Source organism: Stenotrophomonas sp. 05N423 (assembly GCF_056397145.1).
In genome coordinates this window covers 175,409-196,772 of sequence record NZ_JBFTMV010000006.1, presented here as the reverse complement: position 1 = coordinate 196,772, position 21,364 = coordinate 175,409, and the positions used below count along the sequence as shown (strand labels likewise).

General features: G+C 69.1%; 7 protein-coding genes. 1 reads left to right on the top strand and 6 read right to left on the bottom strand.

Annotated features, from left to right (window positions below):
• Window positions 1-2: 2 nt before the first annotated feature.
• From AC1DGW_RS11695 to AC1DGW_RS11675, 5 genes are all read right to left on the bottom strand, one after another.
• Window positions 3-3,383: a hypothetical protein gene (locus AC1DGW_RS11695; protein ID WP_478023039.1), complete on the bottom strand. Its 3,381-nt coding sequence runs from the start codon at window positions 3,381-3,383 to the stop codon at window positions 3-5.
• Complete coding sequence (locus tag AC1DGW_RS11690) at window positions 3,380-11,554, bottom strand: SdrD B-like domain-containing protein (protein ID WP_478023110.1); 8,175 nt, start codon at window positions 11,552-11,554, stop codon at window positions 3,380-3,382. Before AC1DGW_RS11690 ends, AC1DGW_RS11695 begins: the two co-directional genes overlap by 4 nt.
• 328 nt (window positions 11,555-11,882) lie before the next feature.
• The gene (locus tag AC1DGW_RS11685; protein WP_478023037.1) at window positions 11,883-12,656 is read right to left on the bottom strand and encodes a response regulator transcription factor; all 774 of its coding nucleotides are present in this window, start codon (window positions 12,654-12,656) and stop codon (window positions 11,883-11,885) included.
• Window positions 12,657-12,880: 224 nt separating this feature from the next.
• Entirely contained in the window at window positions 12,881-13,576 is a 696-nt protein-coding gene (locus AC1DGW_RS11680; protein ID WP_478023035.1) for a response regulator transcription factor, read from the bottom strand.
• Window positions 13,577-13,838: 262 nt separating this feature from the next.
• Window positions 13,839-15,983, bottom strand: a complete 2,145-nt coding sequence (locus AC1DGW_RS11675; protein WP_478023033.1) for a S46 family peptidase — start codon at window positions 15,981-15,983, stop codon at window positions 13,839-13,841.
• A gap of 131 nt (window positions 15,984-16,114) precedes the next feature.
• Between AC1DGW_RS11675 and AC1DGW_RS11670 the strand changes: the two genes are divergently transcribed.
• On the top strand, window positions 16,115-17,347 hold the full coding sequence (locus AC1DGW_RS11670) for a sialidase family protein (RefSeq protein ID WP_478023031.1): 1,233 nt from the start codon (window positions 16,115-16,117) through the stop codon (window positions 17,345-17,347).
• A 218-nt stretch (window positions 17,348-17,565) separates the two neighbouring features.
• On the opposite strand, the gene AC1DGW_RS11665 is transcribed toward AC1DGW_RS11670, so the two are convergent.
• A complete protein-coding gene (locus AC1DGW_RS11665) occupies window positions 17,566-21,345 on the bottom strand; it encodes a translocation/assembly module TamB domain-containing protein (RefSeq protein WP_478023108.1) in 3,780 nt (1,259 codons plus the stop codon).
• Window positions 21,346-21,364 lie beyond the last annotated feature (19 nt).

The following is a 21,364-nucleotide window of genomic DNA, read 5'->3' as shown; positions in this document are numbered from 1 at the left end:
CCTCAGCGGGCCGGGTCGCGGTAGCGCACCGGGTCACGGCGGAAAAGATCTTCATCGAACTTGAAGCGCAGGCGCAGGAACAGGCCCTGCTGGGTGTACTCGTAGCCGTTGAGGTCGCGGTCGCCTTCGAAGCCGGTCCAGTTGTAACCGGCCGACAGCCACAGGTTCTGCCGCAGCAGGCGGCCCACTTCCACGCCGTAGGCGTACTGGTTGGCGCCGGACTGGCCACGGAAGGTGGAGCCGAGCACGCCGATGTCCCAGTTCTCGGTGATGTCGTAGACGATGCGGCCGGAGAACAGCATCGCGCGGAAGCTGCTGTTGACGCGCGCGCCGTCGCCGTAGGCGAACTGGTCGCGCTGCCACTTGCCGGCCACGCGCCCGGTCAGCCACCACGGCCGCGACGGATGCCAGTCGGCATGCGAGGAGACGATGTGGGCGCGGGTGCGCACGTCCTGGCTGGTGCCGTTGACCACCTGGCCGTCGAGCAGGGTCAGCCCGCTTTCGTCGCGTTCGAGCTTGTACTCGTAGCGCATCAGCGCGTTGACCCGGTTGCGGTCGGTGTCGCGGTAGGCCAGGCCCAGCTGGAAGCGGTCCTGCAGGACGTCGCCGCGTTCCTTGTAGTTGGTTGCCAGCAGGTAGTTGCGGCCCAGCAGGGTCCAGTCGCGGCTCAGCTTGCGCGCCACCATGAACTGCAGCAGCGTGGTGTCGAACGCCTCGTTGGCCTCGGTATGCGCCACGTCCTCGGAGATGCGGTGCTCCACGCGCACCGCGCCGCGCCACAGCGGGTTGGCGCTGTAGTCCAGCGCCAGCGCCAGGCCGGTGCTGTCGCCGGTATCGCCGGCGATCACGTTGACCCGTTCGGCCGAGCTGCTCAGGCGCAGGCCTTCGCGGATATCCCAGTTGTTGCGGATGCCGGAGGCGGCCTGCACGTCGCGGCCGCTGATCGCATCGCGCAGCCGGTATTCGCTGAACGCCTGGGTGTCGCGCAGGTAGCTGCTGTCCACGCCAAACACCAGCGCATCGGCCTGCCGGTCGGTGGTGGTGATGCCATAGGCGCTGGTCAGGCCGGTCTGCCTCTCGTAGCGGCCGTACAGGCGGCTGCGCTCGAACACCTGGTAATCCACGCCGGCGGCGACGCGATGGCGGTCCTCGCCGCTGACGCTCTGTTCGAGCTCTGCACCACCGCTGAACTTCTCGCTGAAGCGGTAGCCCAGGCCGATGCGGGCGCTGTCCGATTCCAGTTTCGTGCCGACCGGCAGGTCGCTGGTGATCGGGCTGCCCGAGGACGAACCGTTGATGACCATCAATCCGGTGGCCGGGTCCAGCGCCTGCTGGCCGTAACCCAGCGCACCGCCGCCCATGCCGGTAGCGAAACCGCCGGTCAGGCCGCCGGCCTGGCCGAACGGCGAACCCATCGACCACGGCGAAGTCACGCCAATGGTCTCGCGGATGCTGCGCAGGCCGAAGTCCAGGGTCAGCCGCTCGGTGGCGCCCACGCGCACGCCGGCGCCGCCGGCATCGCGCTTGCCGCCATCGGGATTGCGGTCCTCGCTGCGCAGGCCCTCGACATACAGCTCCAGGCGCGGGCCGACCGCGTAGCTCAGCCGCGCGTTGTACTCGCCACGGCCGCCGTACAGCGGCGAGGCCGGGTTGTTGAACTCGGGGTCGGTGCGCGCCGCAAACAGGCGCGCATCGAACTTGTCGCCGTCATGCGCGAACTCGACGCGCCAGGCATCGCCCTCGACCTCGCCCACCACGTCCTTCAGGCCCTGCGAGGTGATCTGGTTGAGCGAGCTGGTGTTGACCTCGCTGCGGGTGCGCGCGAACTCGGCGACCAGCATGGTGTTCTCGCCGAAGCGGTAACCGGCGTTGACGCTGCCCATGCGGAACTCGGCATAGGGGTTGCGGTCTTCCACCGCCGACGCACCCACTTCCAGCCGCTCGGTCAGCTTGAACTGGCCGTCGGCGCCGAACACCCAGAACTTCTCGGTCTGCTGGTCCAGTTCATAGGTGATGCGCAGCGACACCGGGTTGAGGTCGCTGTCGAAGGACGGCATGAACTGGTTGAGCAGGATGCGCCCGGAGAACGGTTCGAAGCTGTAGTCGACGAGCCTGGCCAAGGGGCGGACCGAGACGATGCGGGTGGGCTGGTTGCGGTCGCGCACGATCACCTCGACGCGCTCGCTGCCTTCCAGCACCGTGTTGTTGCGCAGCGCGTACGGGCCGCTGCCCTGGCTGCGGAACTCCTCGATGACCTGGCGCAGCGAATCCTCGATGGCGAAGACATTGCCGCGTGCGCGCTCGCTCTCGAAGTGCCAGCCCAGACCAGTGGCGGTGCGGTTGTAGGTGCTCAGGCTGCGCTGCGGGATCGGCCCGCTGCCGCCGATGCCGGTACTCGTGGCCAGCGTGTCGCCGGTCTGGAAGTCGCCGTACAGCAGGTAGCTGCGCTTGTTGTCGATGCGCACGTACAGGCGTTCGGCCGAGCGCGCGTCGAAGCCGCGCAGCGACGAATCGCCATACACCGGGTAGAACTCTTCCGGCTGGATGTCGCGCAGCAGGCGGCCGCGCACGTCCTTGTCCGAGTCGTAGGCGGCGGTGAGCAGGTACTCGCCCTTGATCCGGCCCTTGACGAAGAACGCGGTGCGCGCGGCGGCATTGGCCTTGCCGTTGTTGAACTGTTTTTCCCAGCGACGGATGTCGCGGTCGAAGGCATCGTGGTGCTGCACCGGCGAGATCAGCCCGGCGTTGGATTTGTTGCGGAAGTTGACCACGCCTTCGATCAGGCCGGTGGCCAGCAGCTCGCGCATTTCCGGCAGGAAACCGATCACGCCCTCGGCGGTCTGGCCGCCGGCGGTGATGCGCAGCACCACGTCCTGCGGCTCGTGCGGGGCCAGCAGGTCGAACTCGGCCACGCCATCGCGCACCACCAGCTGCACGCCGGGGGTGACCTTGTCGGCATCGGCGGCGCCGGGGCCGAACTCGTCGGTACGCGAGCCCGGCAGGCGGATGCGGCCACCGCTGTTCTCGATGGTGGCGTAGGAGGTACCGGACAGCGGCTTGCCCTGCCCGTCGAGCAGCTGCACGCGCACATGCACCGGCGTCTGCCCGTCGGCGGGCACGCCATCACGATCGACGTCGACGCGGACCAGATCCACGCCGCCGTTGAGGCTGTAGTCCAGCGTGCCCGAACGGGCGGCGACCACTTCCGGCGGCGCGTCCACGCTCGCCGGCGAGCGCGGATACAGGGTCGAGGCATCGCCCAGCACCGGGGTGAAACGGGTGCTGCTGCCCACGTTCTGGGCCAGGGCCGGCGTTGCGGCCGTGGCCAGCGCGCAGGCCAGCAGGCTCAGGCGCGGCATCGCGCGCACGGAACGGCGGCTCATGGCTGCACCTCCTGCGAAGCCGATGCGGCGGGCGGGTTGGGTCTGGGTTCCACGATCGGTCTCTGGTTGGCCGAGTCCGTGGCCTGCTGCGGCGCACGGACGGGCTTGCTTTCGAAACGCAGCTGCGACTGGCCCGGCTCGCTCTCCGGTGCGCGCACCTCGCCCTGGGTACGGCGGGCCTTGACCTGCTCCAGCACCGGGTTGGAGCAGCTGCCCTCGATGAAGTCGGCGCGGTGCAGCTCACCGTTCTTCAGGTCCAGGAACAGGCTGTCGGCATCGCCCAGGTTGCGGTTGCTGCTGGTGGTCAGGCGCGAGCCGACCGGCAGGGTCGACGGATCGACCTTCAGCGTGTGGCTGTTCGGCGACAGGCCGCAGTAGCTGTACTTGCCCTCCGAGTCGGAGATCAGCCAGGTGCCGTCGTTGAAGTACAGGCGCACCCCCGGGATGCCCAGCTCTTCGCGGTCCTGCACGTGGTTGTTGTTGCAGTCCACGAACACCTTGCCCAGTACGCAGGCCTCATCGGTGAACACGCCGCCGGTGACGCGCACGCGGTACTCGGCGTGGTTGGAGGGCACCGAGCCGGGCAGTGGCGACAAGCCGTTCGGATCGATGCAGCCGGCATTGCTCAGGCAGCCATGCGCCTGGGCGCGGTTGATGCCGTCACCCTGCAGGGCGCCCACGCCGATGCGTACGCGGTAGGTCAGCACCAGCTGGCCGCCGGCGTTGATCGGGCCGAGCCCGAAGCCCAGGCGCGGACCCGGACGGCCCAGCGGTTCGGCGATCATGCGGCCATCGACACGGGCGGTACCATCGATATAGGTGAAGCCGCGCGGCAGCACGTCCACCAGGTTCACCATCCGCGGCGCGGTACCGGACACATGGCGTACCTCGATCGTGTACAGCACCATGTCGCCGATTTCGGCCATCGACTTGTCGCCGCGCTTGCTGATGACCAGCCGTGCCTCTTCGATCGCCTCCTGCACTTCGTTCGGCACCCGGCACAGGTTCTGGCTGATCTGCGGATCGCAGACCTCCAGCTCGCCCGGGTTCTCCTCGAACTGCTTCCACTGCTCGTCGGTCGGCTTGCGCTCCGGATTCTCGCCGCCGCCGGACACGGCCACCGCGTTGTTCACGGTGCCCTGCTCCAGCGCCGCCGGCAGCACGTCCACCGGCACCTTGATCGCGCCCGGATGGGTCGCACCGGCAGCCAGTTCGCGCGGGCTGGCGCACTGGAAGCGACGCTCGCCCACGGTACCCGTACAGGTCCAGCCGTCGCCGGCGGGCAGGCCCGACAGCACGATGCCGGCCGGCAGGTTGTCGCTCACCACATACTCGGCATCGGTGGCGCGCTCGCCGATATTGCGCACGCGGATCACATAGTTGGCCTTCTGGCCGACGGTGAACACCTCGGTATCGGCCGACTTGCTGACCACCACGTCCGGCCACGCCTTCACCAGTTCGCTCGGCAGGCGGCAGGCGTTGTGGATCACGTCCGCCTCGCACACCGGCAGGATCCCCACGTCGCCGCCTTCTTCCAGCGCCTTCCTTTCTTCTTCGTTGGGCTGGCGCGCACCCGGCTCACCGCCACCGCTCACCAGCACCGCGTTGTTGACGGTGCCCGCCTGGGCGTCGGCGCTCACGCGTACCGCCGCGCGGATGACCGCCTGCGAGGTCTGCCCGGCAGCCAGCACCGCCGCGCTGCGGCAGACGAAGCCGGTCTCGCCGGCCGCACCCGTACAGGTCCAGCCCTCGCCCGTCGGCGCCTCTACCAGGGTCACGCCCTGCGGCAGACGGTCGCGCACCTCGTACTCGCCGCGGGTGTCGGCCTTGCCCGCATTGCGCACCACGATGCTGTAAGTGGCCGTCGTGCCCGTGACCAGCGTCGCCGGCGTCAGCGACTTGCTTACCCGCAGGTCCGGCAGGTTGGTGTTGATCTCGCCGAAGTTGTTCTCCGCCGACTGCGTGCCCGAGGGCAGTTGGATGCCGCTGATCGACGACGGCGCAGTCTCCTTCGGCGTGGCGGTGCCGCCGGTACTGCCGGCCGTGGTCTTGCCGCTTTCCGTCTGCGGCGGCTGGTTCGGCTGGGTCACCTTGTAGCGGCCCGGACGCAGGTTCGGGAACGTGTAACGGCCGTCGCCGTCGGTGGTCGTCGTCACCCGCACCGGGTTGCCCAGGTCATCGGTGCCTTCCAGCACGATCTCCTGGTCCGGGATGCCGGTCTCGCCCGTATCCACCTGGCCGTTGTCGTTGTCGTCGTTGTAGACACGGCCGGCGATGGAGGCCGGCGGAATCTCGCCGAAGTTGTTGTTCACCGAACTTCCGTTCGGCCCAAGCACGATGCCGCCGATCACCGACGGCACGGTCGTCGGCGGGGTTGCGGTGCCACCGGCACTGCCAGGAATGGTCTTGCCGCTCAGGGTGCCGGCGGGCTGGGTCGGTTCGGTCACCGTATAGGTGCCCGGGGCGAGGCCATCGAACAGGTAATTGCCCTGCGCGTCGGTCTGCACCTCCACGTCCACCGGATTGCCCATGCTGTCGGTGCCGGTCAGGCGCACGGTCACGCCGGCGATGCCGGTTTCATCCGCGCCGATGACCCCATCGTTGTCGCGGTCCAGCCACACCGTGCCGGCGATGGAGCCGTTCATCGGGATCTCGCCGAAGTTGTTCTGCACCGAATGCTGGTTCTCGCCCAGCACGATGTTGCCGATCGCCGACGGCGTGGTGGCCTTGTTGGTCGCCGTGGCGCCCGCCATCGGCACGCCACCGATGTTGCCCGCTACCGTCCGGCCATTCAGCGTCATCGGCGGCTGGTTCGGCTCGGTCACCGCATAGGTGCCCGCCGGCAGATCGGCGAACAGGTAGCTGCCGTCGTTGCCGGTGGTGGTGGTGCGGGTGACCGCGTTGCCATTGACGTCGGTGCCGGTCAGTACGACCGTGATGCCGGCAATGCCCTGTTCGCCGGCGTTGATCACGCCGTTGTCGTTGTTGTCCATCCACACCCGGCCGGCGATGGTGCTGCGGGTCGGGATCTCGGCGAACAGGTTGTCCAGCGACTTCTGGCCCGGGGCCACGGTGATGCCGGTGATCTGCGACGGGGTGGTGTTCACGCCCGTCGCGGTGCCCATGGCGATGCCGCCGACCTTGCCTTCGGTGGTGATGCCGTTGGCGGTACCCGCCGGCTGGTTCGGCTGGTGCAGGGTGTAGGTGCCCGGCATCAGCTGGGTGAACGAGAACCTGCCGTCGTTGGCCGTGGTCGTCGTTGCGACCACCGCGCCGCCGGCGTCGCGCAGTTCGATGGTCTGCCCGCCTATGCCGGCATCGCTGCCGTTCTGCACGCCGTCGTTGTCGTAATCCATGAACACCTTGCCATGGATCTCGGCACCTTCCTGCTCGCCGAAGTTGTAGTTCTCGCCGTTGCCGGTCAGGCGGATGCCGCTGATGCGGTCGGTGGTCGCCGCATCGCCGGACACGCCGGTCTGTGCGGTACCGGCGACACAGCCACCGCCACCGCAGGTGCCAGGCTTCACCGCGCTGGGACGGTTCAGGTGGCCGGTCGGAAGCACCTCGCGCACGGCGTAGGTCTTGGCCGGATCCAGGCCCACGAACTTGTAGAAGCCATCGGCGTCGGTGAACGCTGTACCGGTCGGGCCGACGACGGCCACGTAGTTGCCGCCGACCAGCTCCAGCAGTTCCAGCGCGGCGCCTGTGATGGGGTCATCCGTGACAGGGTCGCGCACATCGTTGACGTTCTTGTCCAGGAACACATAGCCGGACAGCGTGTACAGCGTGACTTCCGGGAAGTCGAACTGCACGCCCTGGCCGCCGCTGCCGAGCACGACGCCGCTGATGACGCCGCCGCCGGCTGCGATGCTGGCCGTGCCCTTCGCGGTCACGCCGGTGCTGGCGCCGTTGCGCACGGTGCGTGCGCTGTTGGGCTGCGGCATGCCGTTGTTGTAGCCACCGGACACCGTGCTCTGGTCCTGGCTGATGGTGTAGCCGGCGGCATCGGACGGAGCCAGGCCATTGAACGCGTAGTCGCCGTTGGCGTCGGTGGTGACGGTCACGTTGATGACATTGCCGTACACATCGGTGCCGGTCAGGCGCACGCTCACGCCCGTCAGACCGGTATCGCCGGCATCGGTGTCGCCGTTGTTGTTCTGGTCCAGGAACACGCGGCCGGCGATGCTGGCGTTGCGCACCTGCACCGGGCCGTCCTGTTCGTTGTTGTTCGGGTTGCTGTCCTTGGCCAGGTCCTCGTTGGCCGCGTCCTTGCCCGGCTGAACGGCGGCGTGGTTGTCCACGTCGGTGAGCCACGGCCCGGCGAACACGCCGACCTTCGGCCGGGCATGCAGGGTCAGGGTGTAACCGCTACCCGCCGGGAAATTGCCGTTGACGTGGCAGGTGACCTGCTGGATCGGGGTGGCGGTGGTGACGCTGGCGACGCCGTTGGAGACGTAGCAGACATCAGCCGCGTCCGGCGCAGGCACGCCGGGCTGCGCCGCCAGGTTGCCGCCCGCCGCGGCCAGCGTGGCGCCGCCGGTGGCGGTCCCGACGCTCGGCGCGGTGGTGGCGATCCATTCGAAGCCAGATGGCAGCGTATCCACCACGCGCATCTGGGTGGAGGTGGAAATGCCGTTGTTGCGCAGCACGATCTGCCATGGCACGGCCTGCCCGACATCGACCGGCGAGACCATGGCGGTCTTGCTCACCACTTCCAGGTCGGTGCTGGGGAACAGCACGTTGTTGATCGCGGCCAGGTTGTTGCCGGCCTGGAGCGGGTCGGCCGTGCACTTGCCGGAGGATTCGTAGCTGTTGGTCTCATCGGCGCAGACGTGGACGGCATTGCCGAAGATCACCGGAATGGCGGCCGTGCCGGTGGGGTGGAACACCAGCTCGAAATTGACCTCTTCGTTCACGTCCAGCGTGCCGAAGGTGCACACGGTATCGGTGTTCGGCGATGCCTGGGTGCAGGCAATGGCCTTGCTGGCCAGGGTATAGCCGGCGCTTGCCGCGCCAGCGTTCATGTTCTGCGGCGTGCCCTGCAGCGCCAAGGTAAAGCCGGCCGGCACGGTCAGCGCATCGGTCATCTCGATGTTTTCGGCGATCGACGGACCGGCGTTGCGGACGCTGAAGCGGTAGCGCAGGTCGTCGCCGGCGCGGAACTCGCTCTGCCCGGCCGGGAACACCGGCACCTTGCCCTGCTGCAGGTCGAACGAGGGCACGGTCACGTCGAACACCGCGCTCTTCTCGTTGTTGCCGCGCGCGCCCGGCAGGCCGTCGCCGTAGCTGCCGTCGTTGCAGGCGGTGGAGTCGTTGGCACCGCCGCCAAGGCCGCTGCCGGTCTCGGCGCGGTATTCGCACATGTTGTCCAGGTAGACGCGCGCCGTGTTGGTCACGTCCGCGTAGAGCTTGTCGCCCAGCGTACCGGTATAGCTCGGCGGCTTCTTGACGCGCGCGCTCACGGTGATGGTCTGCACCTCATGCCGGATGATCGGCTGGGCGTTGACGCAGGAGATGGTGCCATTGGCCAGGTTGCTGGCCGCGCAGTTCATCTTCGCCGGGTTGGCGGCGGTCACGGCCAGCACCTCGAACGCCGGCACGGCCAACGTCGCCGCGCCGGTGAACAGGGTGTCGGTGATGCGGAAGTTGCCGGCGGCGATATCGTCCTGGCCCTGGTTGCGCGCGGTAAGGGTGAACAGCACCGTCTCACCCACCGACGCCATCGGGTTGTTGCCACCGCTGGCCGGGATCGAGGTCGTCACCGTCTTGCTGGTCATGGCCACGTCGGCACGGTGCTCCACCACCACGCGCGCGCTGTCGCTGAGCACGTTGCCGCCGGACAGGTCCTCCAGGAAGGCGCTGGTCGAGTCCAGCGTGGCGGTGTTGTCCAGCCAGCGGTTGGCGGCGACCACGCCCAGCGGTCGCCGCAGCGTCGTCGTGACGACGATGGTCGCGCCCGCCGGCACGTCGGTGAGGTTGCAGATCTGTTCGTAGGTGTTGGCGGTGTTGTTGGTGGCCGGACCGCCGCCATAGCCCCAGGAAGAGGGGTTGCCGGAAATGGTGGTGGAACAGCCGGAACCCAGCGTCGCGCCCGGCGCACCCGAGAGGTCGTAACTGACGTTGATGGTGGGCGTGACGTAATTGGGCACCGCCGCGGTGGCCCGCATCAGCCCGTAATACGTGTCCTTCACCTGCAGGTTCGGGATGACCTTCTGCGCCGGATTGGCGGCCGTGGTCGGCGTGGTGATGGTCATCCGCCACTGCATGTCGTTGTCGCCGGCGAGCAGGGTCGGGGCATTGGCGACATCGTCGGACCACGTGCTGCCATCGACCGAGGACTCTTTGCGGATGCCGACACGGGCCTCGCCCGCCACCACCGTGGTGCCGATGCCATTGACGGCCCGGCAGTCCTGGCCAGTCTGGTTGTTTTCGCCGATCCCGCCCGGGCCGGCGGCGTCGTCAGGGTCGGCCGGCTGCGGGCCATTGCTCTCGTCCAGCCCCAGCAGGCGCAGCACTTCGCTGCCGGTACAGGCGACGTTGGTCAACGTCACCGGATTCGGCCCCAGGGTGGCGGCATCGGCCACGGTATGGTTGAAGCTGAAGGTACGCGAATCGCCGACGGCCATGCTGCCGCCAGGCGCGCCGAGCTCGCAGGACACCTGCGTGGTCAAGGTGGGGTACTGGCCATCGGACCGCGGCGATCCCGGGGTGAGCGCACACGTCCAGCCGTTGTTGGCCGTGACCGAGGCATTGGTGATCTCGCGCGGGTCGAGCCAGTCCACCACGCGCAGCGGCTGGGCGGCGCTCCAGGTGACCGGGTCCGGACCGCGGTTGGTGACGGTCAGGATCGTGGTGCTGACATGTCCGGGCTCGACCTTGGTGGGCTTGCTCTTGCTCAGGCCCAGGTCCGCCGCAGACGGCGTCATCCAGTACTGGCGGGTGGCGCTGTTGTTGGCCGGCACACCATCGTCCTCACCCGGCGCCGGGGTCACCACGATCGGCAAGTACTCACCGGTCCGGCGCACGTTGTCCAGGGTCACGGGGATGGGGAACTGGGCATTGCCGCCACTGGCCAGGGGAGCGGTGGTCAAGCAGCTGATCTTGGTACCGGACCAGGTGCCGGTTACGGTACCGCCGCTGACCGGCGGGGAAATGGTCAGGCTGCCGGCCGCGGAACTGCAGCCGGCCGGCAGGGCTCCCAGCGTGAAGCCGCTGGGTACCACGGTTTCCACGGTAATGCCGCTGCCTGCGGTCATCGGGCCGTTGTTGTTCACCCGCAGGGTGATGGTCTGGGGGCTCAGCCCCCCCGACGGCGAGGCCGAACTGCCGCTGATCGTGGTGGTGATGACCGCGGCCAGATCGGTGGCCGGTTCGGTGCCGTAGGCGAGCGAGGCGAGGTTGTTGCCGCTGACCAGATCGATGTAGAGCGTGTTGCCCGAGCTGATGGCGGCGGTGTTGGTGAAGCTGCCATAGCTCAGCGTGCGGCCGGTGACATTGATCCAGCTGTTGTTGAGGTCGGCGGCGGTGATGGGCGTGGCCGCCGCGGTATAGGTACAGGTCAGCGTGCGGCTGCTGTTGGCGTTGGCGACGGTGGTGCAGGCCGGCACCAGCGGCCCGCCGAAGGTGATTCCACCAGCATTCACCACAAAGCCCGTCGTGGCGTTGCCCGGCAGGTTGTCGGTGATGACGATGCTGCCGCCAACCGGCACGTCGTTGCCGCCACCGGCGATGTTCGGCGAAAGGCGGAAAGTACTGTCAGCGCCGGTCAACGGATTGCCGGAAGCCGGATTGGTCAGGGCCTTGCCCACCGTGAGGTCGCCGGCGTTGCGCACGTTGCCGGAGAAGGCCGCCGGCGGACCCGAGGTGCCGGTGGCGGTCAGGTTGAAGCCGCCGGCGGTCACGCCGCGGACCGGGAAGGTCACCGTGCCGCTGCTGCCGGCGGTCGTCGAACACACCATGTTCGGTGCGGTGTAGGCGCAGCCGGCCGGGGGTGCGGGCGGATCTGCCTGCAACTGGGCCGGGATGACCACGGTCACGGTGTCGCCGCCCGCGCTGGTGCGCGTCCAGTTGACAGTGACGTTCACGTCCTGGCCGATGCCGATGTCCGGCGCGGTGGTCACCTGCGTCGCGGTCACTGCGGCCTGCGCGGCCGGCGCCATGAACCCGATCACGGCCAACAGGCCGGCGATCCTCATCGCGCGGGTGGCAAATCCGTTTGCATGCGTGCGCGAGAACATCGCGCGATCGGCCTGATCGTGTGATTGGTACACGGGTTTTCCCCTGCCTTGCTGCTGTTGCGCCCCACCCGGCCTCCTTGGAAGACCGGGCCCTGCGTGTTGTCGGCGCCTGCCATTCCGGTAGGCGCGGAACGCCCTTTCAGGGCATTCGGGCGGCATTCTCGACAGGTGGCGAAACCAAGGCAGTAGCAGTCCCTGACACTCGCTCACAAAAAATCACAAACCATCCTGGCGATGGCTTGTCCCGCAGGGGGAACACAGGTCAGGACTGCGCAGGGACCAGCAGGTAGCCCGCCCCGCGCAACGCACGGACCGGCAGGGCGAGATGGGTGGCGCTGCGGACGCGGGAGCGCAGGCGGTGCACCAGCACCTCCAGCCGATGCGGATCGAAATCCCACGGTGTGGGCGTCAGCGCGGCGATCAGCCGCTCGCGGCCTACGGGCGTACCGGGCGTTGAAAACAGTTCGTGCAGCAAAGCGCGCTCGGCCGCGGACAAGGCCATCGAATGACCGTTCGGCGACCACAGTTCCCAGCCGCCGGCACGCAGGCTCCAGCCGTTGCCGGCGTCCGGCGCGGGTGCCTCTGCCGGCTCCGGCGCCTCGCGGCGTGCGGCACCAACGCGGGCGACCATGCGCCGGTGCAGGCTGTACAGGGCCGCCACCAGTACCGGCAGCTCCAGCGGCTTGGTCAGATAGCAGTCGGCTCCCGCTGACAGGCCATGCGCCATGTCGGCGGCGCTGCCGCGCCCGGTGACCAGCACGATGCCCATGTCGCCGATGCGGCGCAGATGACTGGTCGCGCTGAGTCCATCCTCACCGGGTAGCACGACGTCGAGCACGACGATGTCGCAGGAATCCACCGCCAGTTCGCGATACAGGGCCTCGACGCTGCCGATGCCGCGGACCATCGCGCCGTGCAGCTCAAGCTCGTCGACCATCAGAGTGCGCCACTCGGGATCGTCTTCGACCACCCAGATGCGTATCCCCTGCAACGGGCGCGCCGCTTCCGCCGGCGGCAGTTCCTGTTTCGTTTCCAATGCCGATCCCCATGCACGCCGGCCACAGGATGCGCGGCCTCGACGTCCGGGTTGGATTCTCGGCAGCTGCCGGCAAGCCGGCAGTATCAGAAAATCTCCATTGCTCTCAACGACTCACGGACAGCGCGCAACGACAGCAGAAATCCGCAGTCGGGATCGCCCTTTCCCCGCATCCGTGCCGGTTGGCGGACGGGGCCGGGGGAAGTGACGCTGCCGGTTTTCCGTCAGGCGACGGCGATCTGGTCGGATACCAGCATGTAGCCCATGCCGCGCAGGGCGCGCACCGGCAGCATGGCCCCGGTGGCATTGCGCACCCGGGCACGCAGGCGGTGCACCAGCACCTCCAGCCGGTGCGGGTCGAAGTCCCAGGGCTGGTCGGTGACCGCGGCGATCAGCCGCTCACGGTCGACCGCTTCGCCAGGAACGGAGAACAGTTCGCGCAGGAAGCCACGCTCGGCCACGGTAAGGGTCAGCGCCTTGCCGTTCGGCGCATGCAGGTCCCAGCCGTCCGAGCGCAGGCTCCATGCGGCGACGGCCTCTTCGGCGACAGCCCCCGCCGGGGCGACCGGCAAGGACTGCGACATGCGCCGGTGCAGGCTGTGCAGCGCGGCGACCAGTACCGGCAGTTCGAGCGGCTTGGGCAGGTAGACATCGGCGCCGAGCGAGAGCCCATGCGCCATGTCGGCGGTGCCGCTGCGCCCGGTGACCAGCACGATGCCCATGCCATCCATCCGCCGCAGGTGGCCGGTGGCGCTCAATCCGTCCTCGCCCGGCAGGCCGACGTCCAGCACGAGGATGTCGCAGCGGTCCACCGCCAGTTCGCGGTAGAGCGCCTCCACGCTGTCGATGCCGCGCACGCCGGCGCCGTGGTACTCGAGTTCGTCGACCACCATCGCGCGCCACTCGGGGTCATCTTCCACGACCCATATCCGTATGCCGTCCAGCCGGCACCCGGCCTCGGCCGCCGGCGGTTCCCGATCCATCTCCATCGATGCTTCCCCAAGACCTGTCCCGCCCTGTTCGCCAGGACATTCTATCCAGTGGCGCCCCACGCCGCTTGGGCGTGGAGGTGCGCGATGGGTCAGCACGACGCATACCGTGACGCGTTCGACCAGATCCGTGACGGCCGGCACGCCATCGGGTTGCATCGGCAACCGGGCGGGCACGCCCGCCCGGCAGGTGTCATTCCTGCGGCAGGCCCATTTCCGCCAGCAGCGCCGGCGCCGGGTAGACCTTGGCCAGCAGCCAGCGCAGGTAGCGCATGTCCACATGCACGGCGCGCTTGTAGCGCGGGTCGAACCACCAGCTGGCGCTCACCGATTCCCAGTTGGAATCGAAGTTCAGGCCGATCAGCTCGCCCTTGGCATTGAGCACCGGCGAGCCGGAATTGCCACCGGTGGTGTCCAGGTTGGTCAGGAAGTTGACCGTCTGCGTCTTCAGCGCCGGATCGGCGGTGCTGCCGAAGTCGCCCTTGGCGATGGCCGCCAGCAGCGGTTTGGGCGCGTCGAACGGCACCACGTTGGTGTTCTTCTCGACGATGCCGGCCACGGTGGTCACCGGCGAATAGCTCACCGCATCGCGTGGGTGCAATGCCTCGACCCTGCCGTAGCTGATGCGCAGCGTGCTGTTCGCGTCCGGGTACACGGCACGGCCCTGCTTCGCGCGCCAGGCGAACAGCGCCTGCATGTAGGACGGACGCAGGCGCAGCTGCTCGCCTTCACGCTCCTTGCTTTCGCGTTCGGCGCTGAGCTGCGCCATCACCAATGCCGAGGCGACCGATACCAGCGGATCGCCCTCGATGAATCCGCCCTTGCGCGCGGATTCGAAGCGCGACAGGCGCTGCGCCTCCTCGCCCAGCTTCGTGTCCGCGTACAGCGCGTCCAGGTGCCGGGCCAGCTCGGCCGGCGTGCGCCCGAACAGGTTGTCGTAGTGCGCATCGCGCTGGCCATCCGGCAGCTGCTGGTAACGCGTGAGCAGTGCGGTGAGGATGGCCTTCTCGACGGCCGGCTCGTAGCGGCGCTGCACCTGCTTGAGCACGCCCTCGATCAGCGCCTGGTCGCGCTGCTGGTAACCGCTCTCGCGCTCGGCGTCGGGCTTGGCCGATTCGATGCGCAGGCGCTCCAGCAGCATCGCCGAGCGCAGCAACTGGGTCTGGCTGGAGATCAGCGTCACCAGGAACTCGCTGGCGCCCACTTCGCGGTCGGCGGCCAGTGAGGCGAACAGGGCGTCGATGTCCGCCTTGTACTTGCCATCGGCGGCGGCAAGCATCGCCTGTTCGTCCTGCGCGCGCTGGGCCTTGGCGTCGCTGCGCAGCAGGCCTTCCAGTTCGCCGGCGGCGCGCTTGCGGTTGTTCTTCAGCGACTGCAGCTGCGATGCGTAGCGGGTGCGCGCATCGGCATCGTTCTTGCCCTGCGCCTCGATGAGGTCGATCAGCTGCTGGAACACGTCCACGCGGCGCGGCAGCACGGTGTCGATCTGGTTGGCGAACTCGGCGGCGGTGCGCAGGCGGTAGGTGATGCCCGGGTAACCGGCAAGCATCGCGTAATCGCCCTCCTTCGGGCCGTCCAGCGCCATCTTCAGGTGCGCTGGCGGGTGATACGGCACGTTGTCCCTGCTGTACGGCGCCGGCTTGCCATCCTTGCCGACGTAGGCACGCAACAGGGCGAAATCGCCGGTGTGGCGCGGCCACATGAAGTTGTCGATCTCGTCGCCGTAGTTGCCGATCGCGCGCGGAGGCGCGTAGACCAGGCGGATGTCGGTCAGCTCCAGCTGGCGGATGCGGTAGAAATCGCTGCCGTAGTACATGTTGGCTACCGAGCAGCGCACGCCGCCCTCGGCCTCGCAGTCGGCGACGATGCGCTTGCGTGCGTTCTCCACGGCATCGTAGTAGGCGCGGCCGGTCTTGCCGCGCGCATCCTTCAGCACGTCGTCGGTGACCTTGTCGAAGCCCACTGTCACCAGCACCCGGTAATCCGGATTGGCCGCACGCTCGTCGTCGCGGCCCTGCGCGATGAAACCATCGTTGATGTAGTCGCGTTCCTTGCTGGCGTTGTACTGGATCACCCCGTAGGCGACATGGTGGTTGGTCAGCAGCAGGCCGTCGCCGGAGACGAACGAGCCGGTGCCGCCGCCCACCCGCACCACCGCGCTCAACGGCGGCGCGGTGACGTCGGCCAGCGCCGATGGATCGCCCCTGAAACCCGCCTCCTTCAGCGTCTTCGCCAGCCCAGGCAGCTGTGTGGGCATCCACATGCCCTCGTTGGCATTGGCGGCGGCAGCCAGGCTCATGCCCAGCGCCATGGCGGCGGCAAGCGGTGTGCGTTTCATCGGAACTCCAGCGGATTGCAGAACAGCCGCCGACAGTAGCCGCGCCCCGTTGGGCGGGCAACCGCCAACGGTCACGATGCCGCTATCCTGCGTGGATGCGCCTCTTCCCTGCTTCCCTCGTACTGGCGTGCATGCTGCTCGGAGCCTGTTCCGGCGATGAGCGCACCGCCACCACCCCGACCGCCGGCCCGACGCTGCGGTTGCGGGCCGAACCGTGGCGTCTGCCGGCCGATGCGACCGCCGCGCAGCCGGATCTGGTGGCCGCACCCGACGGCGCCATGCTGCTGTCATGGCTGTCGCCCGATGCGGGGGGCCACCAACTGCGCTATGCGCGCTTTTCCGCCGGTCAATGGCAGCCGGCACGGCAGATCGCGCGCGGCGACGACTGGTTCGTGAACTGGGCCGACACGCCGCACCTGGCCGTCAGCACCGATGGCGCGCTGTGGGCGCAATGGCTGCATCGCTCGGCCGGCACCCCGTACGCCTACGACGTGCAACTGGCGCGCTCGGCCGATGGCCTGCAGTGGTCGGCGCCGATCACTGTGCACGATGACGGCACCGCCACCGAGCACGGCTTCGTCTCGCTGTGGCCGCAAGGCACCGATGGCATCGGCATCGCCTGGCTGGACGGGCGCCATACCGCCGGCAGCGCCGACCACGCCAAACACGGTGGCGGTGCGATGACCCTGCGCAGCGCGCGCTTCGACACCCAACTGCGCAGGCACGACGAGCAGGAGCTGGACGCGATGACCTGCGACTGCTGCCAGACCAGCGCCAGCGTGGCGGGCAACGGCACGTTGCTGGTGTATCGCGGCCGCGACGCCAACGAGATCCGCGACATCCATCTGCGTCGCCGCACCGCCAGCGGCTGGCAACCGGCGCAGCGCGTGCATGCCGACAACTGGACCATGCCGGCCTGCCCGGTGAACGGTCCGGCAGTAACCGCGCGCGGCGACGATGTCTGGGTAGCGTGGTACACCGCGCCGCGGGGCGAACCACTGCTGCGGCTTGCCTACAGCGCCGATGGCGGTGCCACCTTCGGCACGCCGCTGGAGCCGGACCGTGGCAGCGAGGTGCAGGGCCGGGTGCAGGTAGCCGCCGACGCCGATGGCCTCTGGCTGGCCTGGCTGCGCGAGGACGGTCATGCGCAGTCTCTGTGGCTTGCCCGCTACAGCCCCACGCTGGAACGCGAACTCGGCCGCCTGCAGGTGGCGACGCTGCATGGGCGCGGGCGCGCCACCGGCTTTCCACGCCTGCTCGCCGACCACGGCGGCGCGCGCCTGGTGTGGACCGATGTGGTCGATGGCAAACCGCTGCTGCGTGGCGCGGTCGTCTCGGCGCTGCCGGCCGACGGCACGCCGTAGCGCGACCGGTTGCGCCCGCCCCATGACCACGTGCGGCGTCCACCACCACAGGAGCACCCCGTAGGAGCGCACTTCAGTGCGCGATGGAGCTTTCCCGGTAGAGCCCATCGCGCACTGAAGTGCGCTCCTACGGACCCACCGCGGGCCGCAGGCCATCGCTCCCGGCGAAACGTGAAAGCACGCCGGTCGCCGGGTCGATCCTCCGGCCCCGGTGCCTGCTATTTCTCCTTGCGCCAGTTCACCGAACCGCGGTTCTCCACGGTGCTGGATTCGACTTCGATGTCGAAGCCACGGCGCAGCAGGTATTTCAGCGTGAGCACCGAGCCGCTGCCGATCAGCGATACGCCGTAGCCGACATAGAGCTTGGGCGTGATGAACTTGCCCACGCCGATCACCGCGCCACCCAGCGCGCGCGACTGGCTGACGCCGGCGTCGTCCAGGCCGAGCTTGGCACCGACCTGCGCGGCGAGCAGGCCGCTGCCGGCCGACAGCGCCGCCGAGGCGGCGTTGACCTGCTGCGCCTGGTCGCTGCTGGCCATGCTCAGGCTGCGGCCGAGCACGAGGTAGGAGAGCGCTTCGGACTGCGACATCGCCGGGTCGGACCACACGTCCACGCGCGGCTGCTGCGCGCGTCCGGTGACGACGATGCCGGCGGTGACCTCGCCGATGCCGCGCTGGGCGCGGATGTTGATGCGCGGGTCGGAGACCACGCCGTGGTTCCACAGCAGCTGGCCTTGGGTGATGGTCAGGTCCTGGCCGTAGGCCTTGTAGCGGCCGCTGACTTCCAGCCCGCCGTTGGCGGTCATTTCGCGGCCGGGACGCGCGCGCACCTGCATCTTGCCGGTCAGCGCGCCCTTCAGGCCGAAACCGCTCATCTTCACCTTGTCGCCGAGGCTCACCGCCAGGTCCATGTCCAGCGGCGAGGAACGCGATTCCTCCGGATCGACCGGGTCGAGCACCACCACGTCCTCGGATACCGAGGTACCGCGGTCCAGGCGCTCCAGGTCGATCGCCGCCTCGGGTACGTGCACGCTGCCGCGCAGTTCCATGGCGGTGCCGGCCAGGGTGAAGTCGAGATCGGGATTGGCCACCACGCGCAGTTCGCTGGTGTTGGACACCAGTACCTTGTCGCCGCCGATGTGCAGCCGCAGCGGCTGCGCGTCGCCGAACCATGACAGGCCGCCATCCACCCGCAGCGCGCCTTCGCCGCCGGTCCTGACTTCGGCGGCGATGCGCGCCGAGCCGTCGGGCTGGGCGGTGAAGCTGCCCTTGCCCTCGCTCAGGGTCAGGCCCAGCGCGGGGAACTCGCCGGTGAAATCGCTGAGCTTCGCCTCGCCGCCGAGCGATGGCTGCGCACGCGTGCCGCGCAGGCTGACATGGCCTTCGACCAGCCCCTTCGGCCGCACCAGGTCGGGCGAGAACAACTCCATCCAGTACAGCCGCGACATGTTCAGGTACAGCTCGCCGTCGAGCGCGGCATTCGGCTCCCAGCCGGTACGCACTTTCGCATCGACGAAGCCGTCGCCCTGGAAACCAACGCCGAGGTAGCCGTTGATGCCACCGGGCTGCATGTCCACGTTGACCGAGAAATGGTCGTAGCGCACCAGTTCGCCGCGGGTGTTGTCGCCCAGGCGGATGCCGCCTTCGGTCGAGGCGATCTTGAAACTGCCCTCCCAGGCCTTGCCGCGCGGGCGCAGCTGGCCGTCGAGGGTGAGCTCGCCGCGCAGGTACATGCGTCGGCCCTCGTTCAGCGGCAGCCACGGCTGCACAAGCGCCAGCGGCAGCGCGTCGCCACGCAGGCGCACGCCTTCGCGCGGCCACTCCGCGCCGGCGCACAGCGCGCCGCCGGTTTCCGAGCCGAGGCAGGTATCGCCCAGGGTGAAGTTGCCGCCCTGCACGGCGAACGCGGCCGGCTGCCGCAGTTGCCACGGCGCGCCCTTGACCGGTGCCACCCGCAGCGTCGCCAGTTCGCCGCGCCATGCCTGCCCGGCCTGGCGCACGCTGCCGGACAGCGCCAGCGCGCCAAGGTCGTTGCGGGCGTCCGCGTCCAAACGCAGGTCCTGCAGGCTGCCACGCGCGTCCACGCGCAGGCGATCGAGCAGCATGCCCGCCTGCACCGCGCTGGCCTGCACCTGCAGCGCGCCGGTGTCGCCGCGCCAGGGCAGGCGGCCATTGATGCTGACCTGGCCGGCCTTCCAGTCGTCCCATTGCAGGCCGTCGCCACGCAGGTCGGCGCTGATGTCCGGCTGCGCCGGCGTGCCGCGCACCTGCACGCTGCCGGCCAGGCTGCCGCTGGCGCCGGGCAGCAGGTCGGACAGGTGCAGCGGCTGCAGCTTTGCGTCCACGTCCAGGCGGTCGCCGACCTTGCCCTTGGCCTCGATATGGCTGTCGCCCAATGCCAGCCGCACATCGCCTTCGCCCTGGGTGCCCTGCAGGGCCACTCTGGCCCGCGCATCGACGCTGCGCCCGCGCAGGCGGCCGCGCAGCTGCGGCACATCAAGCGTGGCTTCGACACGCAGGTCGTCGGTACCGGCCGGTGGCGGCAGTTGCTTGCCGGTGGAGGCCAGCGTGCCGGACAGGTTGCCTTCCCAGCCCGGCAGGAAATAGCCTGGATCGAAGCTGGCCAACCGGGCGTCCACGTCCCACGACAGCGCTGGCTCCCACGCCGCAAAGCCGGTGAGATCGAGCGAACCGCCGGGCGTTGTCGCCTTGAGCTTCTCGATGCGCGCCTGCTGGTCGCTGCCGCGCACGTCGAAATCGAGGCTGGCGTCCTGCGCCTCGCGCGCGACCTCCGCCTTGCCGATCGCCGCCCAGTTCTTCAGGTTGCCGGCCACGCCCAGGCGCGCCTCCTTCAGGTGCATCGGCACCGGCGTGGCATCCGGCGCCGCCGGATCGGGCGCGGGCGTCCAGGTCAGCTGGCTGGCCACCACCGCGAAACGGAAACCGGGGTTCTGCGTATCGCTGAAATCGGCGCTGCCCTGCAGGCGTACGCTGCCGCCGAAGGCCTCGGCCACCAGCGGCGAAACGGTCAGCACCTGGTTGTCGATGCCGATGCTGGAGGGCGCCAGCACCAGTTCCTGGTCGCCCTGGCGTACGCGGCCGCGCAGCTGCGCGTTGCCGCCGCGCCCGCGGGCGGTGAAATCCAGCGCCAGCGGCGCGGGCGCCTGCGCCAGATACTGCGCGGGCACCAGCTGGCCGAGGTCGAGCTCCTCGCTGCGCGCGGCCACATTCCATACCGGGTCGGTGCGGCCGTCGAGCACCAGGCTGGCATGCAGCGGCTTCGGCGCGGAGCCGGCCAGCGCCACTTCCATGTGCGCAAGGTCGCCGCGCGCGACCAGGCCCAGGCGGGCGCGCGGCTGGCCCGGCCGCGCCGGCATCAGCGCGCGCACGGTGAGGTCGGTGCGGTAATCGCGGCGCGGCAGATAGTGGCCGTCGATGCGGAAATCGCCCAGGTTGCTGGCGACCTGCAGCCGGGTGGCGCGGAACTCGCCATCGGCGGCCTCCAGGCCGCCGCGGATGCGGGTGATATCGATCGGCGGCGCATCCTGCTGGACGATGCGCAGGCCATCGATTTCGATGGTGTCGGCCTGCAGCGCCAGTGGCAGCTCGATGGCCGGCAGCACGTCGGGCCAACGCGGCAGCTCGAACGGCTTGTCTTCCGACGGCCCCAGCTCCAGCTGCGCGTTGTTGATCCGCAGCAGGTCCAGGCGCAGCTTGCGCCCCAGCAGCGGGCGGATGTCCGGGTCCAGATAGGCCTGCTCGGCACTGAAGTGGATGTCCTCGTAGCGGAAATCCAGGTCGTGCAGCACCAGCGGCCCGGCCAGCGGGCCCTCGACCCTGCTCCAGGTCAGCGACGAATTGGCCGGCAGCCGCGCCACCACCTGCGCCAGCAGCACGTCGCGCCCGGCCACGGTCTGCAGCAGCCAGTACAGCGCCAGCACGGACAGCACCACGAGTGCGCCGATGCCGATGCCGCTGCGGATCGCCAGCGTGCGCATGCGCGCCCGGCGCCGCGCG

Bases quoted from the DNA above. Each gene is read 5' to 3' on its own strand.
- AC1DGW_RS11695 (WP_478023039.1), bottom strand. From the start codon at position 3,383: ATGAGCCGCCGTTCCGTGCGCGCGATGCCGCGCCTGAGCCTGCTGGCC.
- AC1DGW_RS11675 (WP_478023033.1), bottom strand. From the start codon at position 15,983: ATGAAACGCACACCGCTTGCCGCCGCCATGGCGCTGGGCATGAGCCTG.
- AC1DGW_RS11670 (WP_478023031.1), top strand. From the start codon at position 16,115: ATGCTGCTCGGAGCCTGTTCCGGCGATGAGCGCACCGCCACCACCCCG.
- AC1DGW_RS11665 (WP_478023108.1), bottom strand. From the start codon at position 21,345: ATGCGCACGCTGGCGATCCGCAGCGGCATCGGCATCGGCGCACTCGTG.